The organism is Yersinia frederiksenii ATCC 33641, assembly GCF_000754805.1.
Taxonomy (GTDB): Bacteria; Pseudomonadota; Gammaproteobacteria; order Enterobacterales; family Enterobacteriaceae; genus Yersinia; species Yersinia frederiksenii.
In genome coordinates, this window is the sequence record NZ_KN150731.1 from 4,484,807 (window position 1) to 4,506,207 (window position 21,401).

Here is a 21,401-nt window from a genome sequence, read left to right on the forward strand (position 1 = left end):
ATGTTTATTTATTATTCCCTATATTCAGTGTGTTACTGCTGAAAAACAACGTCATGGTCATGACAATAATTATTGCTAAAATAAAACTAATAAGTGCACAAGTAGCATAGATATAGGAAATACTACTGACTAAACTATACTGATCCAACCAACGATGTAATAATAAAAAACTTATAGGAAGTGATACTCCAACAGATATAACTATAGGGATTAGGTTCTGTTGTATAAAGAAGATAATGTTTGTATAAACGGAGCCTCCAATTGACGTCATTATCTCCAATGTTTTACCAAGGCGTTTTGTCTCAGAGGTGCTGATTATTATTGTACTAATAAAAATTAATATGATTGATAGTAAGGTAACTCGACTAATGGTTTCCTGCATGAGTATGCTATTGTTGAAGTACTCTTTATGCAAGTTGCTGACTAATTTTATTTGCTCAGGATTAACACTATAGTGCTGCAATAGTTTTATTATAACTTCTAGATCCCGTATATTACTGAATTTTATTGCGCCATAACGTTGAACATCTTTTTCAATGAAAATAAGTAATGGTGGTGGAGTGTTTTCATGGTCTGCAAGATAAAAATCATCGACTATCCTTAGGATTCTCACCGGTTGCTGTACACCATTTTTTTTTATATAGAATAAATTATTTAATACTTGCTCATAAGAATACAACCCCATTAATGATAAAAAAGACTTAGTGACAATAGCATGGAATATATTATCATGCTCACTCGGTAAGATAGGGGACTCTCTCCCTGCCAGTGTTTTTATGTCCCAAGTTTTAATAAAGTGTTTATTTACATTAAGCGTATTTACTGTGACTAATTTGTCTTTTTCTTGCTGGTTATGATGAAATACCGAGACGTTATTTCTCGACATGTCAAATGGCCGCCAACTGCTCATTGCAAGATTGCTTGCGTAAAGTTCTTTTTTTAACTTATCTTGCAAGCTATTTGCTGAGACATGAGATTTTAACTCGTCGCTTAGTGGGAATGTCACTATATTCTCTGTTTCATAACCAAAGTTATTATTTTGCATGAAACGTGTTTGTGTCATTATGCCTGCCCATAAGTAAATTATGATCCCAGCAATAATAAGCTGTATACAAAACATCAGGCTGTATATGTTATGAGTATGAGATTGCTGAGTGTTATAGGTATTATAAGGGCGAGAAAGGGTGAGTAAAAATAAAAAATGCGCAAGTAAAATAGCAATGTATGTAGCGGCTAATGTAATAGAGAATGCTGTTGAAAAATCTTGACTGCCATGAGTAAAGATTAACTCTCTGACCCCATCCGAAAGTTGTATTAGAGCAGCTAAAATGAAAAGAACCAATACCAGCATAAATGCAGTTTGTAATGTTGCGATGATAAATGACTCACAGATGAGTTGATAATAGGATGCCCCTACGGCTTTTTTGACATAAAAACTATTTCTCTTATTCGCATTAATTACATTGTTAATATTGAAGAAATTCATAGTTGTAGTTAAAAAAACAAATAAACCGGAGGCATATAAAATAGTTAAATACGCTGATGAAATCACTATACTGATCTCATCTGGTAATGCATTATCGTAATGAATATCGGTAATGTTACGAGTAGACAATTGGATGAACTCTTCCGGGCTAAAAGGGGCTCCTGGAAGTTGGGGGGCGTACTGACTAATATATGAGTTAAGTTGCTTAATATTAGGCACTGTACCGGGTTGCATCGTAATAAATACATAAGCGTGTGTATCATACCAATCATGTCTTTTATCTTGATAACCATCTATAATTTCAGGGGCGAATGCTATGATTGCTTTAGTTTTAAAACGACTCGATTTATTGAATTCAACCATTTCCTTGATGATGAACTGCCCTTTATCCCCTAATGTAATGACATGCCCTTGTGGATTGTCCAGATGAAGATATTGGCGGTTGAACTCTGGAGTGATAATAATTTCATTACGTGCCAGATATGGAATTTTTTGTTGGAAAGGATTTAAGGTGTCAAAAAAATTGACGCTCACTGCATAAATATCTACATCTGAATGGGTTCTATCATTGATCTGCAAATGAGTTAAAATACGAATAATGGAGTTTACAGACTTGATGTTTTTGTCATTCTCTAACACAGAAATAAGAGGTAAGGGGACTTGCGCTGATTTAATTCTATCTCCATTAGGCAGATTAAACCGTGTTTCTATTCGATAGATATCTTTATAGTCACTATGCTGCTTTTCAATACGAAAATCAGTTAAATAAAGAAGTAACACTAAAAATGATGAGATTAGCCCAATGGCTGTTACTATTATAGCTAACAGGCTCGATATTGGGCTTAGCTTCAAATCATTGAAAAATTCACTTGTCAGCATAGGGAAATATCTCACTGGTTTTAATAAAATCTAGTGATGTTATTACTATTAAGATGATGTTGTGCTACTGCATCAGTATTGAAGTAACTTACATTCTTTATTCAAATTATATTGACTGTCTATTGCGGTTAAGATGCTAACGAAAGCATCTTAACCGGCAGGTATTAAATGTTCCCATTGTATAATCTATTGTTGTGTAAAGCTTTTTGACCAGTTCCATGCGGTTATTTTATTATCTGAATCGCTATTTTTTAGACTTTCAATTTCATGGTCATTTATAGATAGTGAACTATTTTTAAACGATTCCTCTAATGATTCCAATTTAGTTTTTAGTGTTATTAAATGCGTATTACCTGTTTTTTTATCTGGTTGATGTGAAGTATGCATATAATTCTCCATTTAAATAATTCCTTTTAGATGCAACAAAACACAGGTCAGTGTTGAGCCATTTATTTGTAATTCTTTTTTTAGACTTTATCAATGTTTTTTGTGTCTGAGATTTTTATCGTCATTAATTAGTTTCATTATTGTTTTATTCTTTATTAGATATGTTTGTAACTGAAGTAATTACATATTTTTTATTAAATAAAAAGCCCCAAGAGGGGCTTATCATATTTACTATAGATAATTGAGTTAGTTACATCAGTTATGGATGTAAATACTCTGCGTGGAAACGCAAGTGATCTTCAATAAAGGTCGCTATGGTGAAATAGCTGTGGTCATAACCTGGTTGAATACGCAGAGTGAGCGGCCAATCTCGCTGACGTGCCAGCTCAGCCAGTTTTGCTGGTTGTAGCTGGTCGGCAAGGAACTGATCACCGTCACCTTGATCAACTAACATCGGTAGCTGAGTTTGTGCATGAGTCAGTAAATGGCAGCTATCATATTGCAGCCATTGGCTCTCATCGATGCCCAAATAAGCAGTAAAGGCTTTACGGCCCCAAGGTACCTGACAGGGGTTGACGATTGGTGCAAAAGCGGAAGCAGACTTATATTGTTGCGGGTTCCGCAGTGCCAACATCAGTGCTCCGTGACCGCCCATTGAGTGGCCACAGATAGATTGCTGCGCACTGACGCTAAAATGCTGGCGGATCAAGGCGGGCAATTCCTGACTGATGTAATCATACATTTGGAAATTTTCAGACCATGGTGCTTGTGTTGCATTCAGATAAAAACCTGCACCTTGACCCAAATCATAACTGTCGTCATTGGGGACGTTATCACCACGCGGACTGGTATCCGGCATGACTAAGACCAGCCCTAACTCAGCAGCAACCCGCTGCGCGCCTGCTTTCAATGTGAAGTTTTCATCATTACAGGTTAGACCCGACAGCCAGTAAAGCACGGGAGGAGGGTTATCATCCCGTGGCGGTGGCAGATAGATGCTGAAGGTCATATTGCAATTCAGGCTGCTGGCAGCGTGGCGATAGCGTTGTTGCCATCCACCAAACATCCGGTGCTCTTCGAGAAGTTCAAGTGACGTATTCATGCGTTGTCTGCCTCCTTGCCCTATTTATCTTGTGAAGATTGATCGAAATGAATCACGGTGCGGATGGATTTGCCTTCATGCATCAAATCAAAGGCTTCATTGATTTGGTCCAGACCCATGGTATGAGTAATAAAGTCATTCAGGGCAAATTTGCCATCCAGATATTGCTGCACGATGCCCGGTAATTCTGAACGACCTTTTACACCACCGAATGCCGAACCCCGCCAGACCCGGCCAGTGACTAACTGGAATGGGCGAGTTGAGATCTCTTCACCGGCACCAGCGACACCAATAATCACGGATTCGCCCCAGCCTTTATGACAGCACTCTAACGCTGAGCGCATGACATTGACGTTACCGATACATTCAAATGAGAAATCTACGCCACCATCGGTCAGCTCGACAATCACCTCTTGGATAGGTTTATCATAGTCTTTCGGGTTGATCAGGTCAGTCGCACCCAGTTTGCGGGCCAGCTCGAATTTGCTGGTATTAAGATCGATCCCGATGATGCGGCTGGCGCCTGCCATTTGCGCACCAATGACCGCAGACAGGCCAATGCCACCCAAGCCGAAGATAGCGACGGTATCGCCAGGTTTGACTTTAGCTGTATTGATAACAGCCCCCATGCCGGTAGTGACACCACAACCTAACAAGCAAACTTCTTCTAAGGGGGCTTCCTTATTGATTTTTGCCAGTGATATTTCTGGCACAACAGTCAATTCAGAGAATGTTGAGGTCCCCATATAGTGGAAGATGGGTTGACCATTTTTAGAAAAACGCGTGGTGCCATCGGGCATTAAACCTTTACCTTGCGTGCTGCGAATCGCCTGACACAAGTTAGTTTTACCTGAGCGACAGAATTTACATTCACCACATTCCGGGGTGTACAGAGGAATGACGTGGTCACCCACAGCAACGCTGGTCACACCTTCACCAATCGCCTCTACAATCCCGCCACCTTCATGGCCTAGGATCGCCGGGAATACCCCTTCGGGATCTTTGCCGGATAATGTGTAGGCATCAGTGTGGCATACCCCACTGGCGACAATCCGTACGAGCACTTCGCCTTTTTGTGGTGGCATCAAATCCACTTCTTCAACAGATAGTGGCTGGTTTGGCCCCCATGCGACTGCGGCGCGGGTTTTAATCATCTCCATGGTGTTGCTCCTATAGCTTCTGAGTGATGAGTGTTATATAAATATATTATTTATGTATCATATATGTTGCGATCAACGATTTGCGATGAACGCACGTCAGTATGGTATGAATTATGACCGTAAATTGAGGTTCTGCCTTCCCAATCACGGCGTTTCAATTTGCTCAATGATCAGCTCTTTAAGTGCGCGGACATTGGGGCTAAAAGCATCTTTACGCCAAATCAGCCAGGTAGCGGTATTAGCAATATCGGGTGGCAGTTGATGGATTTGTACCCGCTGATGCCCTGGTAACAGGGCCAATACCGAGTGTGGGATCAGTGCTAATCCGGCACCACTGGCGACACAGGCCAGCATGGCATGGTAGGACTGGATTTCCATAATATGCCCAGGCAATACGCCAGCCTGACGAAACCAACTTTCCAGCCGTAGGCGGTATGAGCAACTGGGGCGAAAGGCAAATAGCGTTTCATCCACAGCATCGCGGGCTTGCGTAATAGGCGGATGATCCAGACAGGAAATGATCACCAGTTGTTCGTCGAAAGAGCGGCAACCGTGGAGCTCATCATGCTGCACCGGGCCATCAACCAATGCAGTTGCCAAGGTACCGGCACGGACTTGTTCAATGATTTCGCCCGATGTACCGGTAATGAGTGATAACGAAACCTTAGGGTAACGCTGGTGATAAGCCGCTAACAAGCCTGGTAACCGAGTGGCTGCGGTGCTTTCCATCGAGCCAAGCGGGAAGTTACCCGCCGGTTCACCAGCATGAGTAATGCGCATTGCCTCTTCGCTCAACGCCAGAATCCGGTTGGCATAGCAGAGAAAATTATGGCCCATCGGTGACAGGCGCAAGCGCTGCTTTTCACGGATAAACAGATCTGCTCCCAGCTCTATTTCAAGCTGGCGTAGGCGTGTCGTCAAATTTGAAGGGACGCGGTGCATTTGCTCCGCTGCACGGGCAACGGAACCGGTTTCTGCTACGCAGCAAAACATGCGCAGCTGAGTCAGATCCATAATCGTTCTCTTTTTGTGATGAACTTAGTGAGAATTATTCATTTTTTGTGATTCTAATGCTCAGGCATGATATTGGCAACTTTCTTTTAACAGACTGGCAGAGTAATCCGCTGACAGAGCAATGAACGGGCAGGGCAGATGGCATTAAGAATTGCATTAAGTGGTTTTCTAGCGCTTGTGGTGGCGATGGGGATTGGGCGTTTTGCCTTCACCCCACAAGTACCGCTGATGATTGCAGAGCATCAATTCACACTGACTGGTGCTGGGTTGGTGGCGGCTTTTAACTATCTGGGCTATCTGTTTGGTGCCTTTGACGCTATGCGTGCCAGTCGTCATGTTGAACGCCGTTTATGGCTAGGGCTGTGGGGCGCGGTAATCTTAACGCTGCTATCTGCTGCCGTCGAGGGGGCGTGGTGGCATGGAATGGTGCGCTTTGCTATTGGTTGGGCCAGCGGTTGGTCGATGGTGCTGATTGCTGCTTGGACAAATGAACGGCTGGCGCACTTTGGTCGTCCGGCATTGAGTGCGGCAGTTTTTGCCGGGCCAGGGGCGGGTATCTTCATTAGCGGTATGTTGGCTGTTCTCATTCATCGCTATGGTTTATCTGCCGCTGAAGCTTGGCTGGTGTATGGCGTATTGGCGCTGATTATCATTGCAGCTATCAGTATTAATCTGCCGCGCAGTGGGGAGTTGCATCGCCCCCATATCGCCGCAGTTCCACTGAGGTTAACTCCAGCACTGAGGCGTTTGGTATGGAGCTACAGTCTGGCCGGGTTTGGTTATATCCTCCCGGCGACATTTTTATCGCAAATGGCCACAGCCCGTTTCCCTGAAAGCCTCTTTGCCCAGTTTGTTTGGCCCGTTTTCGGTGGGGCCGCAGTAATAGGTATCACCATTGGTATTCTGACTCGCCATTGTCTGACTTCGCAAACACGGCTGGCATTGACGCTATGGATTCAGGCATTGGGTGTGTTATGTGCCGAACTGGTGCCGGGGGTAAGTGGCTTGGCGTTAGGTGCGTTACTGACCGGCGGAGGGTTCCTCTGTGTTGTTCAGCTTTCCTTGCAACATGGTCGCGAACTGGCCCCGGAACACACACGCTATATGGCCGGTTTACTGACTACCGGCTATGCCGTTGGGCAACTGGTTGGCCCAATATTATCTGCGATATCAACGGCGTTGACTCACCGACTGGAACCTGCACTGTATGTGGCTGTAGTCGCACTGATTATTGCGGGTGGTTTAGTGATTAAAACCCCAACTCGCGCTCGGGAAACTCTTACTGGTTGAATGTGGGTAAGGGACTGGCAGAGAGGCGACTCTTTCATCATGATATAAAGAACCACCGCAGATGAATAACAATCACTGGATAATCGTTTTGCTCTCAACTAAAGTGGGGAGCAAAATCTGAACGTGATCTACATCATGTTTATTTCGCTCAGATACGTACGCCTGTTGGAGAAAAGAATGTCATCGCTGAGTAAAGAAGCTGAGCTGGTTCATGAAGCACTGCTGGCCCGTGGGCTTGAAACCCCATTGCGTAAACAAGAATTAGATGCCGAAACGCGCAAAACTCGGATTCAGGAGCATATGACGCAAGTCATGCAATTGTTGAATCTTGATTTATCTGACGATAGTTTGGCCGACACGCCAAGACGTATTGCCAAGATGTATGTTGATGAGATTTTCTCCGGACTGGATTACGAAAATTTCCCCAAAATTACCCTGATCGAAAATAAAATGAAGGTCGATGAAATGGTAACGGTGCGGGATATCACCCTGACCAGTACCTGCGAACATCATTTTGTGACCATCGATGGTAAAGCGACAGTGGCTTATATTCCGAAAGATAGCGTGATTGGTTTATCCAAAATCAACCGTATCGTGCAATTTTTCGCCCAGCGACCACAAGTGCAAGAGCGACTGACTCAGCAAATTTTGCTGGCGTTGCAAACGTTGTTGGGGACTAATAATGTCGCAGTTTCTATTGATGCAGTGCATTATTGCGTGAAAGCGCGTGGTATCCGTGATGCCACCAGTGCAACCACCACAACATCATTAGGCGGATTATTCAAATCCAGCCAGAATACCCGCCAGGAATTCCTGCGTGCGGTACGTCACAACGGCTAATTAGCCTTTTGCCAGAGCGGGCATCAATGGGTGCCCTCATACAGGATGTCGGGTATGCGTCAACGCATCGCAACGCTAGACAGTGCGCGAGGTCTGGCCATTCTTGGCATTCTTCTGCTTAATATTAGTGCTTTCGGTCTGCCAAAAGCCGCTTACCTTAATCCTGCTTATCTTGGTCTTCCCTCGGTATCTGACAGCTGGACATGGGCCATTCTTGATGTTGTGGCTCAAGCAAAGTTTTTGTCTATTTTCGCTATTTTATTTGGCGCGGGTCTTGAGCTATTACTTAAACGGGGTAAGGGCTGGATACGGGCGCGACTTTCTCTGCTGTTATTATTGGGATTAATTCACGGTATCTTCTTCTGGGATGGCGATATTCTTTTGGCCTATGGCTTGATTGGTTTGGTGTGCTGGCGAATGATTCGTGATGCTAAAGATGCCACCAGCCTATTGCGCACGGGGGCTGTGATGTACTTGCTGGGAGTCGCAGTATTGCTCCTGCTGGGGTTTATTACTGGTGGGGAGCCGGGGCGTTTCTGGCAGCCGGGGCCTGCGGATCTGCAATATGAACAGTTCTGGAAGTTACAGGGCGGGATCGAGGCCTGGAAAAATCGTCTAGACCTGTTGTCATCCAATTTGATTGCCATCGGGGCGCAATATGGCTGGGAGCTGGCAGGTTCGATGCTATTTGGCGCTGGATTAATGCGTTGTGGCTGGTTACGCGGACAATTCAGCTTGCGTCATTACCGGCTTCTCGCTGCATGTTTGATACCGCTTTCATTAATTATCCAAATACCCGGAGTGGCGATGCAATGGGCAGTTGGCTGGGACTATCGCTGGACGGGATTTTTGCTACAAGTCCCTCGTGAGCTAGGCGCTCCATTGCAGGCTGTGGGGTATTTGGCGCTACTTTATGGCTTCTGGCCGACTTTATCGGGTTGGCGAGTCAGCCACTGGTTAGCGCAGGTTGGCCGGATGGCACTGAGCAACTACTTTCTGCAGACACTGTTATGCACGCTGCTTTTCTATCATTTCGGTTTATACCAACAACTTGATCGCTTGCAATTATTAGCCATCGTCCCATTAGTTTGGCTGTGTAACATTCTTTTCTCCTTGTTATGGTTACATTATTTTGCTCAAGGGCCGGTTGAGTGGCTCTGGCGAAAATTGACCGCTTATGCCTGTGGTCAATCGTTACAACCTCGCAACACTAAGCTTTAAATAGGTCCACAAAGTCAAAATGATGGGGCGGTTGCAAATTTGTATGTAAACGTTTTCTTTCTTGTGACGTATTTCACGTGGCAATTTCAACAAACTGGGTAGGATAGGCCACCTGCCATGCTGGATTGTCTGCAACAGATGTTTGCAACCTAAGTATGGTGACTTATTTATAAAATAAGATTCACAGGATAAGGTCATGGCCATTCTGCATTCAGCTGGAAACAATATTACCATTCGCGATGTGGCCTCTCGGGCAGGCGTTTCGCTGGCCACGGTATCCAGAGTCCTCAATAACAGTGCCGCTATCCGGCCAGAAACCCGTGCCGCAGTATTAAAAGCAGTCGCTGAACTGGGCTATCGCCCGAATGCCAATGCACAAGCGCTCGCCACTCAAAGCAGTGACACTGTTGGTGTGGTTGTCATGGATGTCTCTGACCCTTTTTTTGGCGCACTCGTGAAAGCGGTAGACACTGTTGCTCAGCGGCATCAAAAATATGTGTTGATTGGTAACAGCTACCATCAGGCTGATAAAGAGCGTCATGCCATTGAGGTATTACTGCGTCAGCGGTGTAACGCACTGGTAGTTCATGCTAAAGCATTGAGTGACGGTGAGTTAATTGCCTTTTTGCAGCAGGTTCCCGGTATGGTTCTGATTAATAGAATTATTCCTGGGTTTGAGCATCGTTGTGTAGGATTAGACAATGTTAGCGGTGCGCAAATGGCATGTCGCTTGTTGCTCAAGCAAGGCCATCACCGTATTGGTTTTCTCGGCTCAAATCACCCGATTGACGATGTTCTTCAGCGCCAGATCGGATACCTGAATGCACTTGAGGGGGCCGGTATCACAGGGCCTGAAAGTTGGCGCGCCTATAGTACTCCCGATTTAGTGGGGGGAGAGAGGGCGATGATTGACTTACTGGGGCGCAATTTGCAACTCAGTGCGGTGTTTGCTTACAACGATTCAATGGCGGCTGGCGCTCTCGCAGTCTTGAAAGAAAACGGTATCAGCGTCCCTGAGCAGTTTTCGCTGGTGGGCTTCGATGATATCCCCATCGCACGTTACACCAGCCCCAAGCTGACAACAGTTCGTTATCCTATTGTTTCTATGGCAACTTTAGCTACCGAGCTGGCGCTTGAAGGCGCGAGTCATGCCCCAGACCCTCACGCTGCCTACTGTTTTAAGCCTACCCTGGTGCCCCGACATTCTGTCGCAATTTGTGGTGTCGCTCACTAGTTACGTATTTATTCTTGTGTAACCGTTTTCAATCTGTGAGAAAATTCACAGATTCTTAACAACGGGCCGTCTATGCTCTAGTTGTTTTCTACCTGAATGTATCAATATGTCATCGGTTACCGGATAAAAAAACACACGGTAGCGGGTTTTAGAATAGCGATTTACAAACACAAGTTCCGCAAACGACGAGTTTGTAAGTGACATGGTTTTTGACGACTCAGGCAGCTTTTCGGAGTGGAGTGTGCTCAAGGACGATAGAGATTCAGTGTCAGCGGCTTTGAACGATGGGTTTTTCTCACGTTAAGGCGATGGTGTTATCACCCTGTACTACCCTACATAAACCCGGAGATATAAATGAATAAGAAGGTTTTCACATTAGCGACTCTGGTTGCCAGCATGATGTTCGGCGCGGCGGCTCAAGCTGATACCCGTATTGGTGTCACTATTTATAAATACGATGACAACTTTATGTCCGTGGTCCGTAAAGCTATCGAGAAAGATGCTAAAGCATCTCCTGACGTTACCTTGCTGATGAATGACTCTCAGAATGACCAATCGAAGCAAAACGATCAAATCGACGTGTTGCTGGCTAAGGGTGTAAAAGCATTGGCAATCAACTTGGTTGACCCAGCAGCTGCACCGGTTGTTATTGATAAAGCGCGCGCAAACGATGTTCCGATTGTTTTCTATAACAAAGAACCTTCACGTAAAGCGCTGGATAGTTATGACAAAGCTTACTATGTAGGGACTGACTCTAAAGAATCCGGCGTGATTCAGGGTGAGTTGATTGCTAAACACTGGCAAGCCAACCCAGCATGGGATCTGAACAAAGACGGCAAAATCCAATTTGTACTACTGAAAGGCGAACCCGGCCATCCAGACGCTGAAGCACGTACCACTTACGTCATTAAGACTCTGAATGAAAAAGGTATTCCGACACAACAATTGCAGTTAGATACCGCAATGTGGGATACCGCACAAGCTAAAGATAAGATGGATGCTTGGTTATCTGGTCCTAACGCAAACAAAATTGAAGTGGTTATTGCTAACAACGATGCGATGGCAATGGGCGCAGTTGAAGCATTGAAAGCGCATAACAAAACCAGTATTCCAGTCTTTGGTGTTGATGCCTTACCAGAAGCTTTAGCCATGGTGAAATCAGGTCAAATGGCCGGTACTGTTCTGAACGATGCGAACAATCAGGCAAAAGCGACCTTCGATCTGGCTAAAAACCTGGCTGCGGGTAAACCTGCGGCTGAAGGGACAACCTGGAAAATTGACAACAAAATCGTACGTATCCCGTATGTAGGTGTTGATAAAGATAACCTGGCTGAATTTACTAAGTAACAGCAGATATACCCTTTGTCGAGCACGAAGGGCCGAGATTTAACTATTAACCTTCTGGCCCCAATATTGGGTAACCGGCAGCGGGGCGGAAGGTTTTTTTGCATTAATCCTTATTTTAGAGCATGCGCTGTTCTGTGGGTTGAATATATATTCAGCAGAGTCAGTTGCGGTTCTTAGCCAGGTACAACTATGGCCGATATTAATACAGCAGAACCCCGCGAGTGGTTGCTGGAAATGAGCAATATTAATAAATCATTTCCAGGCGTAAAGGCGTTAGATAACGTAAATCTTAAAGTGCGGCCAAGTTCTATCCATGCATTAATGGGAGAAAATGGTGCAGGTAAGTCAACGCTATTAAAATGTCTGTTTGGTATCTATAAAAAAGACTCCGGGAGTATTATCTTTCAGGGGCAAGAAATAGAATTTAAAAGTTCTAAGGAAGCATTAGAGCATGGTGTCTCCATGGTGCATCAGGAATTAAACCTGGTATTGCAACGAACTGTAATGGACAACATGTGGTTGGGGCGTTATCCAACTAAAGGTATTTTTGTCGATCAAGATAAAATGTACAAAGATACCAAAGCTATCTTCGATGAATTGGACATTGAGATTGACCCTCGCGATAAAGTTGCCACATTATCCGTATCTCAAATGCAAATGATCGAGATTGCCAAAGCATTCTCATACAATGCCAAAATTGTCATTATGGATGAGCCAACTTCTTCATTAACAGAGAAAGAAGTTAATCATCTATTTACGATTATCCGCAAATTGAAAGAGCGTGGCTGCGGCATTGTTTATATCTCCCACAAGATGGAAGAGATATTTCAGTTGTGCGACGAAATTACTATTTTGCGTGATGGGCAGTGGATTACCACTCAGCCGCTGGAAGGGCTGACGATGGATCAAATCATCTCAATGATGGTAGGCCGCTCGCTAAGCCAACGTTTCCCTGACCGCCTTAACAAGCCGGGTGAAGTCATTCTGGAAGTGAAGAATCTGACCTCACTGCGCCAACCTTCTATCCGTGATGTCTCCTTTGATTTACATAAAGGTGAGATTTTAGGTATTGCCGGATTGGTGGGGGCTAAACGCACCGATATTGTTGAAACCTTATTTGGTATTCGTGAAAAAGTTGCCGGTACCATTAAATTGCATGGCAAGAGTATTAATAACCACAGCGCCAATGAAGCTATCAATCATGGTTTTGCACTGGTGACCGAAGAGCGCCGTTCAACCGGGATTTATGCTTATCTTGATGTGGGTTTTAATTCCCTGATATCGAATATCCGCAACTATAAAAATAAATTTGGGCTGCTGGATAATACGCGCATGAAAAGTGATACCCAATGGGTTATCGATGCAATGCGGGTAAAAACTCCCGGTCATCGAACCAGTATTGGCTCATTATCTGGCGGTAATCAGCAAAAGGTTATTATTGGCCGCTGGCTACTAACTCAGCCAGAAATATTAATGTTGGATGAACCGACTCGAGGTATTGATGTCGGTGCTAAGTTTGAAATCTATCAGTTAATGACTGAACTAGCGAAGAAAGACAAAGGGATTATTATTATTTCCTCTGAAATGCCTGAGCTATTAGGGATCACTGACAGAATTTTGGTAATGAGTAATGGTCAGGTTGCGGGAATTGTTGAAACCAAACAAACCACGCAGAATGAAATATTACGTCTTGCATCCTTGCATCTCTAATCTAGTCAAAGGTTCTTATTATGAATGCGTTAAATAAGAAAAGCATGCTCACTTACCTTAAAGAGAGCGGGATTTATGTAGTATTATTCGTATTACTGGCAATAATTATTGTCAAGGACCCGACATTTTTAAGTCTAATGAACTTAAGTAATATTCTAACCCAATCTTCGGTTCGTATTATTATTGCACTCGGTGTTGCGGGGCTGATTGTGACCCAAGGGACTGACCTGTCAGCAGGACGTCAGGTGGGGTTAGCGGCAGTGGTGGCCGCCACTATGTTGCAAGCCATGGATAACGTTAATAAAGTTTTCCCTGATTTACATACTGTGCCGATCCCTGTTGTTATCTTAACCGTTTGCTTGATTGGGGCGATTATTGGTTTGGTTAACGGCATTATCATTGCGTACCTGAATGTGACGCCATTTATTACCACATTGGGCACGATGATTATCGTTTACGGCATCAACTCCCTGTATTACGACTTTGTTGGTGCATCACCGATTGCCGGTTTTGACCCAGCCTTCTCGACTTTCGCCCAAGGGTTCTTACGATTTGGTGATTTTAAACTGTCCTATATTACCTTCTATGCATTGATCGCTATTGGTTTTGTTTGGGTACTATGGAACAAAACTCGCTTTGGTAAGAATATCTTCGCCATCGGTGGTAATCCGGAAGCGGCAAAAGTGTCTGGCGTCAATGTGCCACTAAATCTCATCATGATTTATGCTTTGTCCGGTGTGTTCTATGCATTCGGCGGTATGTTAGAAGCGGGCCGTATCGGTAGTGCGACTAATAACCTCGGCTTTATGTATGAGTTAGATGCGATCGCCGCTTGCGTGGTAGGCGGGGTATCATTCAGTGGTGGTGTGGGTACGGTTATCGGTGTTGTCACTGGGGTAATCATCTTTACCGTTATTAACTACGGGCTGACTTATATCGGTGTTAACCCGTACTGGCAATATATTATCAAGGGCGCGATCATTATCTTTGCGGTAGCACTGGACTCACTGAAATACGCTAAGAAAAAATAATCCGCAGTTAAAGTGCAGATAAAAAGAAAAGCCAGTCAGGGATAACCCGGCTGGCTTTTCCATTATTGCTGTCACTGTGATTAAAGTCATTTCGTCAAAATTGTCGATATAAACAGCAGTATAGATTTAATGGGCCGGATGACGCAGATAGATAATCCAGTAGGTCAACCCTACCAATAGCCCGCCACCAATGATATTACCGATAGTCACTGGAATAAGATTATCGATGATAAAATTAGACATCGTCAGAGAGGTAAATTGGTCAGGTGTGGCATTGATGGAATGCCAGAATTCGGGGGATGCAAAATCACGAATCACAATAGCCAAGGGGATCAAAAACATATTAGCGATACTGTGCTCAAATCCACTGGCAACAAACATGCCAATGGGTAACAGCATCACCACGATTTTGTCAGTCAAAGTATGTCCAGAGTAGCTCATCCAGACCGCCAAACAGACCATCAAATTAGCCAGAATACCTAAACATACCGCTTCAACAAAAGTATGGTGTAATTTGTGATCGGCAGTTTGCAACACATTGAGGCCCCATAAACCATTTGCTGCCGTATGCTGACCGGCAAACCAAATCAGCGCGACAAAGAATAGAGCACCAACTAAATTACCGAAATAGACGTTAATCCAATTGTAGATTAATTGCCGCCAACTGATCTTACCGCTGGCCTTTGCCACTACAATAAGTACGGTAGACGTGAATAAATCAGCACCGCAGATAATAACCAAAATAAGGCCGAGGGAAAAACAGAGCCCACCGACCAGCTTTGCCAAGCCAAAGGCCACACCAGCAGTACCGGTAGTTGCAGTAATGTAGAAGACGAAAGCAATAGAGATAAAAACACCAGCAGTCATGGCTAAATAAAAAGTGGTTGCCGGGTTTTTGGTGGCTTTATATATACCGACTTGCTCTGCAAGCTTTGCCATATCAACCGGAAGTCGTAGGTCAAAGGGATTTTCAATACTCATTGATAACTCCTTGTTGCTTATTTTAATGTTGAGGGAAGTGGTGAATCGAAAATTGAATAATGACTTTCCTAACGGTAATTTCATGCATTTTTCGTACCATCCATTCTGCGAGGATTTTTATGGTTTATTTCTCTATTACTTGTATGACTCGATATTTACGCTGCTCATTGGTGGGGGATTTCGCTATATAATTAATTGTATATCGAAGGGGGGTTGGCGAGTTGAAAGTGGATAGCTGTAACTACGTGTAACTTAATGTTTTATTTGATTTTGGTGTGAATGAGACGTGATTTCACCCGTCAGAAAGAAGACATAAATTTTGGTAAAATAGTTTGTTATTCCAGATCAAGCTTATCGCTGGTTAATATATATTTGTTCATTTCAATACTTTAAAGTAACTATCATCCATTTTTTTGGGCTTAATGACTTTGGGTATATATGGATAGCGCAAAAAAACAACCCCGTCCCACATTGGCTCAAGTCTGGCAAGATACATTGTTTCAGGTGTCTAAAAAATTATTACTATTGCGGGATATAACCGATCTAGTTAATGAACTCAGGAAACTCTCTTTTTCTGTGGTCCGTTTCCAACGTGTCAATTTATTACTGCTAAACCCACTGTATAACCAAATGTCACTTTATACCCATGATGAGGTGACTGACAGGGTGGTGGGAACACAAAATATCTTGTTTGCCGAAGGCCCCGGCGGGGTAGCCTGGCAGCAACAGACGCCTTTGCAAACTGATCCTAACCGTATGCAAAGGGAGTTTTTAGCTGTTTGCGACTTAGCGCCTTATCAGCAATTGCATTCTGGCTGCCATTTCCCCTTAGGCCATAATAATCATTGGTCGGGCTGTGTTGAGTTTATTAAAACCGATGACAGTGAGTTTGATGAACAGGCCGTGACATTTTTGGGATTGCTGGCCGAGGTGGTAGCCATCGCGGTTGATAATATTACTGAAATAAACCGAGCATTCTCTGAACGTGAACAGCTACGTTTCGAACGAGATCACTTCCGGATATTAGTGGATGTCACCAACACCGTTATTTCAAAACTAGAACTGGATGTCTTGGCGGCGGAAGTCTCTAAAGAAATACACCGTTTTTTCAAAATTGATTACATCGGCCTGGCAATATGCGGTACCCATAAGGACAAAAATAAGCTGAATGTTTTTTCGAGCCGTTATCAGGCCGGTAAAGCGGTGCAGCATCAGCAGGCATGGGTAGACATGACGGGGACATTAGCCGGGCAAGCTTTACAGAGTCGGGAATTATTACTGGTTAATCTGGCGGATATTTCTTTCTTGGCACCGGATGACAAACAACTGGCCAATATGCTGGACGATGGTTTACAGGTAGTTTGCCTATTACCGCTGTTTTTCGGTCATAAGATGTTGGGAATATTAAAACTGGCGCAATGCCAGAGTGATATTTTCACTGACAGCAATCTCAAACTGTTACGACAAATCGCCGCCCGCATTGCTATTGCGGTCGATAATGCTCTGGCTTACAACGAAATTACTCGCCTGAAAGATTCATTGGTAAATGAAAATCTCTATCTGACTGATCAAATTATTCATAATGAAGAGTTTGGTGAGATCATCGGGCAAAGTGCAGGGATTAAAGCCGTGCTGGAGCAGGTTGAAATGGTGGCTTCCAGTGATTGTACTGTGCTGATTCTTGGTGAAACCGGCACCGGTAAAGAGTTAATTGCTCGTGCAATTCATAATCTAAGTACCCGTAAGAATAAACGTATGGTGAAAATGAACTGTGCGGCTATCCCCTCGGGATTAATGGAAAGTGACCTATTTGGCCATGAAAAGGGCGCTTATACCGGAGCTTCCTCACAACGTATTGGCCGATTTGAAATGGCTGATGGTGGCACGTTATTTCTTGATGAAGTCGGCGATATTCCCCTTGAACTGCAACCCAAACTCCTGCGGGTATTACAAGAGCGAGAAATAGAGCGCTTGGGTGGCAGTAAAATTATTCCGGTTGATGTTCGACTCATTGCCGCCACTAATCGTGATTTAAAATTGATGATGGTGAATCGGGAATATCGCAGTGACCTCTATTATCGGCTCAATGTTTTTCCTATTGTTATCCCGCCATTGCGCGAGCGTCCTGAAGATATCCCCTTATTGGTAAAGTTCTTTACTCAGAAAATAGCCAAACGTATGAATCGCACTATCGATACCATTCCGGGCGAAACTCTGCGATTGCTCAGCCGTTTGCCATGGCCGGGTAATATACGTGAACTGGAAAATGTGATTGAGCGTGCGGTAATACTCAGCCGTGGAACCACATTGAATTTGCAGTTACAAGAACTGGAATATCATTTATCACCACTAGAAGTTGCCAAACCGGTGTCAGAAAAACCGGTTCACAAAGCACTGTTACCAGAGAGCGAAGAACCGGAGTTTTCAGAGTCAGAACGTATGAGAATTATTCGGATATTACGTGAAACTAACGGCGTGGTTGCTGGCCCTAAAGGGGCGGCAATTAAACTGGGGTTGAAACGTACTACTCTGTTATCGCGCATGCAGCGCCTCGGAATATCAGTAAAAAGTATTGAAGACGAAGACAGCTTGATGTGAAAAGTAATGGAATACGACTTAAATAAATATTCCACCCTCATGCACTGTGCCACCGCTTTGCCAGTCTGGATAGGCTCAGACTGGCAAAATACAGTCGTTATTCATCCATTAACTGACTTCGGCTTCTCTACGTAGCCGCGCCTTCAACTGGCTATACTCCTGTTGTACATAATTTTCTGCCCAGGTCTGATCTGCGATGGGCTCCAGTTTTACGGCACAATACTTGTATTCCGGTGTCTTGGATATTGGGTCTAAATGATCAAGGGTCAATTCATTACAGGCACCAATCCACCACTGATAAGTCATATACACTGCACCGACATTGATGCGCTCACTGACTGAGACTCGAGTGATAACTTTGCCGCGGCGCGATTCAACCCAGACCAATTGCTGATCTTTCAAATGCATTTTATTGGCATCTTGTGGGCTGATTTGCACATAACCTGGCTCATCGGCCAAGGTCTGTAGTGCTGAACAGTTTCCGGTCATAGAGCGGCAAGAGTAGTGGCCGACTTCGCGAACAGTACAGAGCACCAGTGGATATTCCTCATCCACTTGTTCCATAGGTGCCCGCCATTCGCTGGCAAATAACAATCCTTTACCGCCGGGGCGGTCGAATTTGTTACCAGCATATAACCATGGCGTGCCGGGGCTGTCCTCTGTGGTACAAGGCCAGGGAATATAACCTAAACCGGCCATTTTCTCGTAGGTTGCGCCATAATATAGCGGGCACAATTCGCGTAGTTCATCCCAAATTTCTTGGGTATTATTATATTTCATCGGATAACCGAGGGCGGTCGCCATCAGGCTGATAATTTCCCAGTCCGGTTTGACATCACCTTGTGGATCAACCGCTTTCTCAAAGCGTTGGAAACCGCGGTCGGCGGCCGAGTAAACCCCCTCATGCTCGCCCCACGAAGTCGCAGGGAAAATCACATCTGCCTCGGCGGCGGTTTTTGTCATAAAGATGTCCTGCACAATCAGCAGTTCTAACTCGCTGAAGGCTTCGCGCATCATCGACAAATCCGGTTCAGTTTGCAGTGGATCTTCACCCATCACATAGTTGGCTTTGATTTTGCCTTCTTTCACTTTGTGCGGAACATCGGTCAATGAGTAGCCAATTTTGCCAGACAGAGAAGGAACTCCCCAAGCTTTGGCAAATTTTTCTAATGTTGCCGGGTCGGTAACAGCTTGATATCCCGGATACATATTCGGCAATGCCCCCATATCGCAGGCACCTTGCACGTTATTTTGCCCGCGAACTGGGCCAACGCCGACATTGGGCCGCCCGAGATTGCCGGTGAGCAAGGCCAAGCCAGATAATCCCTTCACGACATCCACGCCCTGTCCCCATTGGGTCACCCCCATGCCCCACAAAATAGTGGCAGACGGTGCGGCGGCATAGATACGCATAGCTTGGCGGATGGTTTGTGCTGACAATCCGGTAATGCTTTCGACATATTCTGGGGTATATTTGGCGACAATTTCGCGATATTCGTCAAACCCTTCGGTATAACGCGAAACATAATCTTTATCGTATAACTCTTCGGTGATGAGCACGTTGGCGAAGGCATTAACCAGCGCCATATTCGAGCCATTTTTCAGCGGTAGCCAGAGATCGGCAATACGTGCGGTTTCGATATGTCGGGGGTCGCAAACAATGACTTTAGCGCCTTTCTCTTTCGCTTTGAGTATGCGCCGTGCCACGATAGGGTGGGAGTCGGCGGCGTTATAACCAAACACTAGAATACATTTGGTATCTTCAATCTCGCAGATGGAATTGCTCATTGCGCCGTTACCCAGAGTGACTTGCAGCCCCGCCACTGATGGGCCATGACATACACGAGCACAGCAATCGATATTGTTACTGCCGGTGACTGCGCGGGCAAATTTCTGCATCACATAGTTGGTTTCATTGCCCGGCCCACGGGAAGATCCGGTGTGCATAATGGCTTCCGGGCCATACTTTTCTTTAATTTCCCTTAGCTTGCTACTGGCAAATTCTATAGCTTCATCCCAAGAGACCGCTTCCAGTTTGCCGCCTTTTTGACGGCGGATCATCGGCTGTTTTAAGCGTGGTGTCAGCAATTTGGTGTCATTAAGAAAATCCCAGCCATAGTAGCCTTTCAGACACAATTCGCCCTGATTAGTGACGCCATTCGCGCCTTCAGCACCGACAACCTTGCCGTTTTCAACCAGCAAATTTATTTTGCAGCCGGAGCCGCAGTAGGGACAGACAGTGAGTGCTTTATGCATGTTAATTATCCTTCGTTCTTGGAGTCGCAGCGGGGTTAGCTGCTCTCGTCACCCGAATCACTGACAGTCAGCTCTGCGGGATTTGCTCAATTGCTGCCTTGCTGCAAAGCCAATGATTTGATTTATGGGCCATTAGTGATTGCAGCCGTGTCGACTAGAAATACATCTCGTTGGCTTCATCCAGCGCAGCACGCATCTGCTTCTTGCGTAGCATGGCCTGCATGGTGTCACTGCCAATCATATGCAGCGCCTGAGTTGGGCAAACAGAAATACAGGCCGGGCCTGCCGCGTGGCCTTCACATAAATCGCATTTCTGTGCTTCTGCCTTCAGACAAAAACCTTGCGATAGGCCGTTGAATATGACCTCGACCTGCTTGGTCACCACATTCATGGCCCCATACGGGCAGGCAACGACGCAGGTTTTGCAGCCAATGCATTTCTCCTGCAACACTTGGATGCTGTCAGCTGCCCGAACAATTGCACCGTTTGGGCAAACATTGGCGCAAGGTGCATCTTCACAGTGACGACACATAATGGTGGTACTGACATTTAGCCCTTTGACCACTTTTAACCGTGGGGCAAAATTGGCCTTGGTCATGGCATCCAGCTTGCCACCGTTATGTGCCAGCACGCAGGCCACCTCACAGGTGCGGCAACCAATGCACTTTTTTGGGTCTGCAATTATGAACCGGTTCATTGCTTAATCTCCTTACCCTTCATCTTTCAAGTTGCAGCCGTGTTAGCTGCATTCGTTCACCCGAATCACTGACTTGGGTCAACTCATCGGGATTCACTTATTTGCCGCCTTTCTGTGTTTTGAAACCTATTGGGTACTCATAGCGTTCTGGTAGATTCGCTCTCGGGT

Annotated in this window: 16 protein-coding genes; 8 read left to right on the forward strand and 8 right to left on the reverse strand. The window is 45.0% G+C overall.

The annotated features are described in order from the left end of the window. Positions 1 to 4 precede the first annotated feature (4 nt). The 5 genes from darB to ptrR form a co-directional block, all read right to left on the reverse strand. Positions 5 to 2,365, reverse strand: a complete 2,361-nt coding sequence (darB, locus tag DJ58_RS02115; protein WP_032913279.1) for a darobactin export ABC transporter permease subunit — start codon at positions 2,363 to 2,365, stop codon at positions 5 to 7. Between the two features lie 186 nt (positions 2,366 to 2,551). Continuing rightward, positions 2,552 to 2,752, reverse strand: a complete 201-nt coding sequence (gene darA, locus DJ58_RS02110; RefSeq protein WP_032911060.1) for a darobactin family peptide antibiotic — start codon at positions 2,750 to 2,752, stop codon at positions 2,552 to 2,554. Positions 2,753 to 3,011: 259 nt separating this feature from the next. Beyond that, on the reverse strand, positions 3,012 to 3,854 hold the full coding sequence (gene fghA, locus DJ58_RS02105; RefSeq protein WP_032911046.1) for an S-formylglutathione hydrolase: 843 nt from the start codon (positions 3,852 to 3,854) through the stop codon (positions 3,012 to 3,014). 20 nt (positions 3,855 to 3,874) lie between these two features. Next, a complete protein-coding gene (locus DJ58_RS02100; RefSeq protein WP_004709147.1) occupies positions 3,875 to 5,014 on the reverse strand; it encodes an S-(hydroxymethyl)glutathione dehydrogenase/class III alcohol dehydrogenase in 1,140 nt (379 codons plus the stop codon). A gap of 144 nt (positions 5,015 to 5,158) precedes the next feature. Further along, on the reverse strand, positions 5,159 to 6,028 hold the full coding sequence (gene ptrR / locus DJ58_RS02095) for a putrescine utilization regulator PtrR (protein WP_004709148.1): 870 nt from the start codon (positions 6,026 to 6,028) through the stop codon (positions 5,159 to 5,161). Positions 6,029 to 6,166: 138 nt separating this feature from the next. Between ptrR and DJ58_RS02090 the strand changes: the two genes are divergently transcribed. The 7 genes from DJ58_RS02090 (at position 6,167) to mglC (ending at position 14,701) form a co-directional block, all read left to right on the forward strand. Further along, positions 6,167 to 7,318: a YbfB/YjiJ family MFS transporter gene (locus DJ58_RS02090; protein ID WP_004709150.1), complete on the forward strand. Its 1,152-nt coding sequence runs from the start codon at positions 6,167 to 6,169 to the stop codon at positions 7,316 to 7,318. 177 nt (positions 7,319 to 7,495) lie between these two features. Next, complete coding sequence (folE, locus tag DJ58_RS02085) at positions 7,496 to 8,158, forward strand: GTP cyclohydrolase I FolE (protein WP_004709152.1); 663 nt, start codon at positions 7,496 to 7,498, stop codon at positions 8,156 to 8,158. Between the two features lie 54 nt (positions 8,159 to 8,212). After that, the gene (gene yeiB / locus DJ58_RS02080) at positions 8,213 to 9,379 is read left to right on the forward strand and encodes a DUF418 domain-containing protein YeiB (RefSeq protein ID WP_004709153.1); all 1,167 of its coding nucleotides are present in this window, start codon (positions 8,213 to 8,215) and stop codon (positions 9,377 to 9,379) included. 196 nt (positions 9,380 to 9,575) lie between these two features. Next, entirely contained in the window at positions 9,576 to 10,613 is a 1,038-nt protein-coding gene (gene galS, locus DJ58_RS02075; RefSeq protein WP_004709155.1) for an HTH-type transcriptional regulator GalS, read from the forward strand. A gap of 354 nt (positions 10,614 to 10,967) precedes the next feature. After that, complete coding sequence (gene mglB, locus DJ58_RS02070) at positions 10,968 to 11,960, forward strand: galactose/glucose ABC transporter substrate-binding protein MglB (protein ID WP_004709157.1); 993 nt, start codon at positions 10,968 to 10,970, stop codon at positions 11,958 to 11,960. Between the two features lie 189 nt (positions 11,961 to 12,149). Further along, complete coding sequence (gene mglA / locus DJ58_RS02065) at positions 12,150 to 13,670, forward strand: galactose/methyl galactoside ABC transporter ATP-binding protein MglA (protein ID WP_004709160.1); 1,521 nt, start codon at positions 12,150 to 12,152, stop codon at positions 13,668 to 13,670. Between the two features lie 20 nt (positions 13,671 to 13,690). Next, the gene (gene mglC / locus DJ58_RS02060) at positions 13,691 to 14,701 is read left to right on the forward strand and encodes a galactose/methyl galactoside ABC transporter permease MglC (protein ID WP_004709161.1); all 1,011 of its coding nucleotides are present in this window, start codon (positions 13,691 to 13,693) and stop codon (positions 14,699 to 14,701) included. A 126-nt stretch (positions 14,702 to 14,827) separates the two neighbouring features. Here the strand turns inward: mglC and focA are convergent, their stop codons facing one another. Further along, positions 14,828 to 15,682, reverse strand: a complete 855-nt coding sequence (gene focA / locus DJ58_RS02055; protein ID WP_004709163.1) for a formate transporter FocA — start codon at positions 15,680 to 15,682, stop codon at positions 14,828 to 14,830. 438 nt (positions 15,683 to 16,120) lie between these two features. Here focA and flhA point away from each other — a divergent pair, with 438 nt between their 5' ends. Beyond that, on the forward strand, positions 16,121 to 18,280 hold the full coding sequence (gene flhA, locus DJ58_RS02050) for a formate hydrogenlyase transcriptional activator FlhA (RefSeq protein ID WP_004709165.1): 2,160 nt from the start codon (positions 16,121 to 16,123) through the stop codon (positions 18,278 to 18,280). Between the two features lie 108 nt (positions 18,281 to 18,388). Here flhA and fdhF read toward each other — a convergent pair whose 3' ends face one another. After that, on the reverse strand, positions 18,389 to 20,536 hold the full coding sequence (fdhF, locus tag DJ58_RS02045) for a formate dehydrogenase subunit alpha (protein ID WP_004709167.1): 2,148 nt from the start codon (positions 20,534 to 20,536) through the stop codon (positions 18,389 to 18,391). A 154-nt stretch (positions 20,537 to 20,690) separates the two neighbouring features. After that, the gene (locus tag DJ58_RS02040) at positions 20,691 to 21,233 is read right to left on the reverse strand and encodes a 4Fe-4S dicluster domain-containing protein (RefSeq protein WP_032911047.1); all 543 of its coding nucleotides are present in this window, start codon (positions 21,231 to 21,233) and stop codon (positions 20,691 to 20,693) included. Positions 21,234 to 21,401 lie beyond the last annotated feature (168 nt).

What these genes read in the sequence shown, in the direction of transcription:
- fdhF (WP_004709167.1), bottom strand. Translation starts at nt 20,536, where the DNA reads ATGCATAAAGCACTCACTGTCTGTCCCTACTGCGGCTCCGGCTGCAAA.
- folE (WP_004709152.1), top strand. Translation starts at nt 7,496, where the DNA reads ATGTCATCGCTGAGTAAAGAAGCTGAGCTGGTTCATGAAGCACTGCTG.
- mglB (WP_004709157.1), top strand. Translation starts at nt 10,968, where the DNA reads ATGAATAAGAAGGTTTTCACATTAGCGACTCTGGTTGCCAGCATGATG.
- ptrR (WP_004709148.1), bottom strand. Translation starts at nt 6,028, where the DNA reads ATGGATCTGACTCAGCTGCGCATGTTTTGCTGCGTAGCAGAAACCGGT.
- DJ58_RS02040 (WP_032911047.1), bottom strand. Translation starts at nt 21,233, where the DNA reads ATGAACCGGTTCATAATTGCAGACCCAAAAAAGTGCATTGGTTGCCGC.
- focA (WP_004709163.1), bottom strand. Translation starts at nt 15,682, where the DNA reads ATGAGTATTGAAAATCCCTTTGACCTACGACTTCCGGTTGATATGGCA.
- fghA (WP_032911046.1), bottom strand. Translation starts at nt 3,854, where the DNA reads ATGAATACGTCACTTGAACTTCTCGAAGAGCACCGGATGTTTGGTGGA.
- flhA (WP_004709165.1), top strand. Translation starts at nt 16,121, where the DNA reads ATGGATAGCGCAAAAAAACAACCCCGTCCCACATTGGCTCAAGTCTGG.
- DJ58_RS02090 (WP_004709150.1), top strand. Translation starts at nt 6,167, where the DNA reads ATGGCATTAAGAATTGCATTAAGTGGTTTTCTAGCGCTTGTGGTGGCG.
- darA (WP_032911060.1), bottom strand. Translation starts at nt 2,752, where the DNA reads ATGCATACTTCACATCAACCAGATAAAAAAACAGGTAATACGCATTTA.
- darB (WP_032913279.1), bottom strand. Translation starts at nt 2,365, where the DNA reads ATGCTGACAAGTGAATTTTTCAATGATTTGAAGCTAAGCCCAATATCG.
- mglC (WP_004709161.1), top strand. Translation starts at nt 13,691, where the DNA reads ATGAATGCGTTAAATAAGAAAAGCATGCTCACTTACCTTAAAGAGAGC.
- yeiB (WP_004709153.1), top strand. Translation starts at nt 8,213, where the DNA reads ATGCGTCAACGCATCGCAACGCTAGACAGTGCGCGAGGTCTGGCCATT.
- mglA (WP_004709160.1), top strand. Translation starts at nt 12,150, where the DNA reads ATGGCCGATATTAATACAGCAGAACCCCGCGAGTGGTTGCTGGAAATG.
- galS (WP_004709155.1), top strand. Translation starts at nt 9,576, where the DNA reads ATGGCCATTCTGCATTCAGCTGGAAACAATATTACCATTCGCGATGTG.
- DJ58_RS02100 (WP_004709147.1), bottom strand. Translation starts at nt 5,014, where the DNA reads ATGGAGATGATTAAAACCCGCGCCGCAGTCGCATGGGGGCCAAACCAG.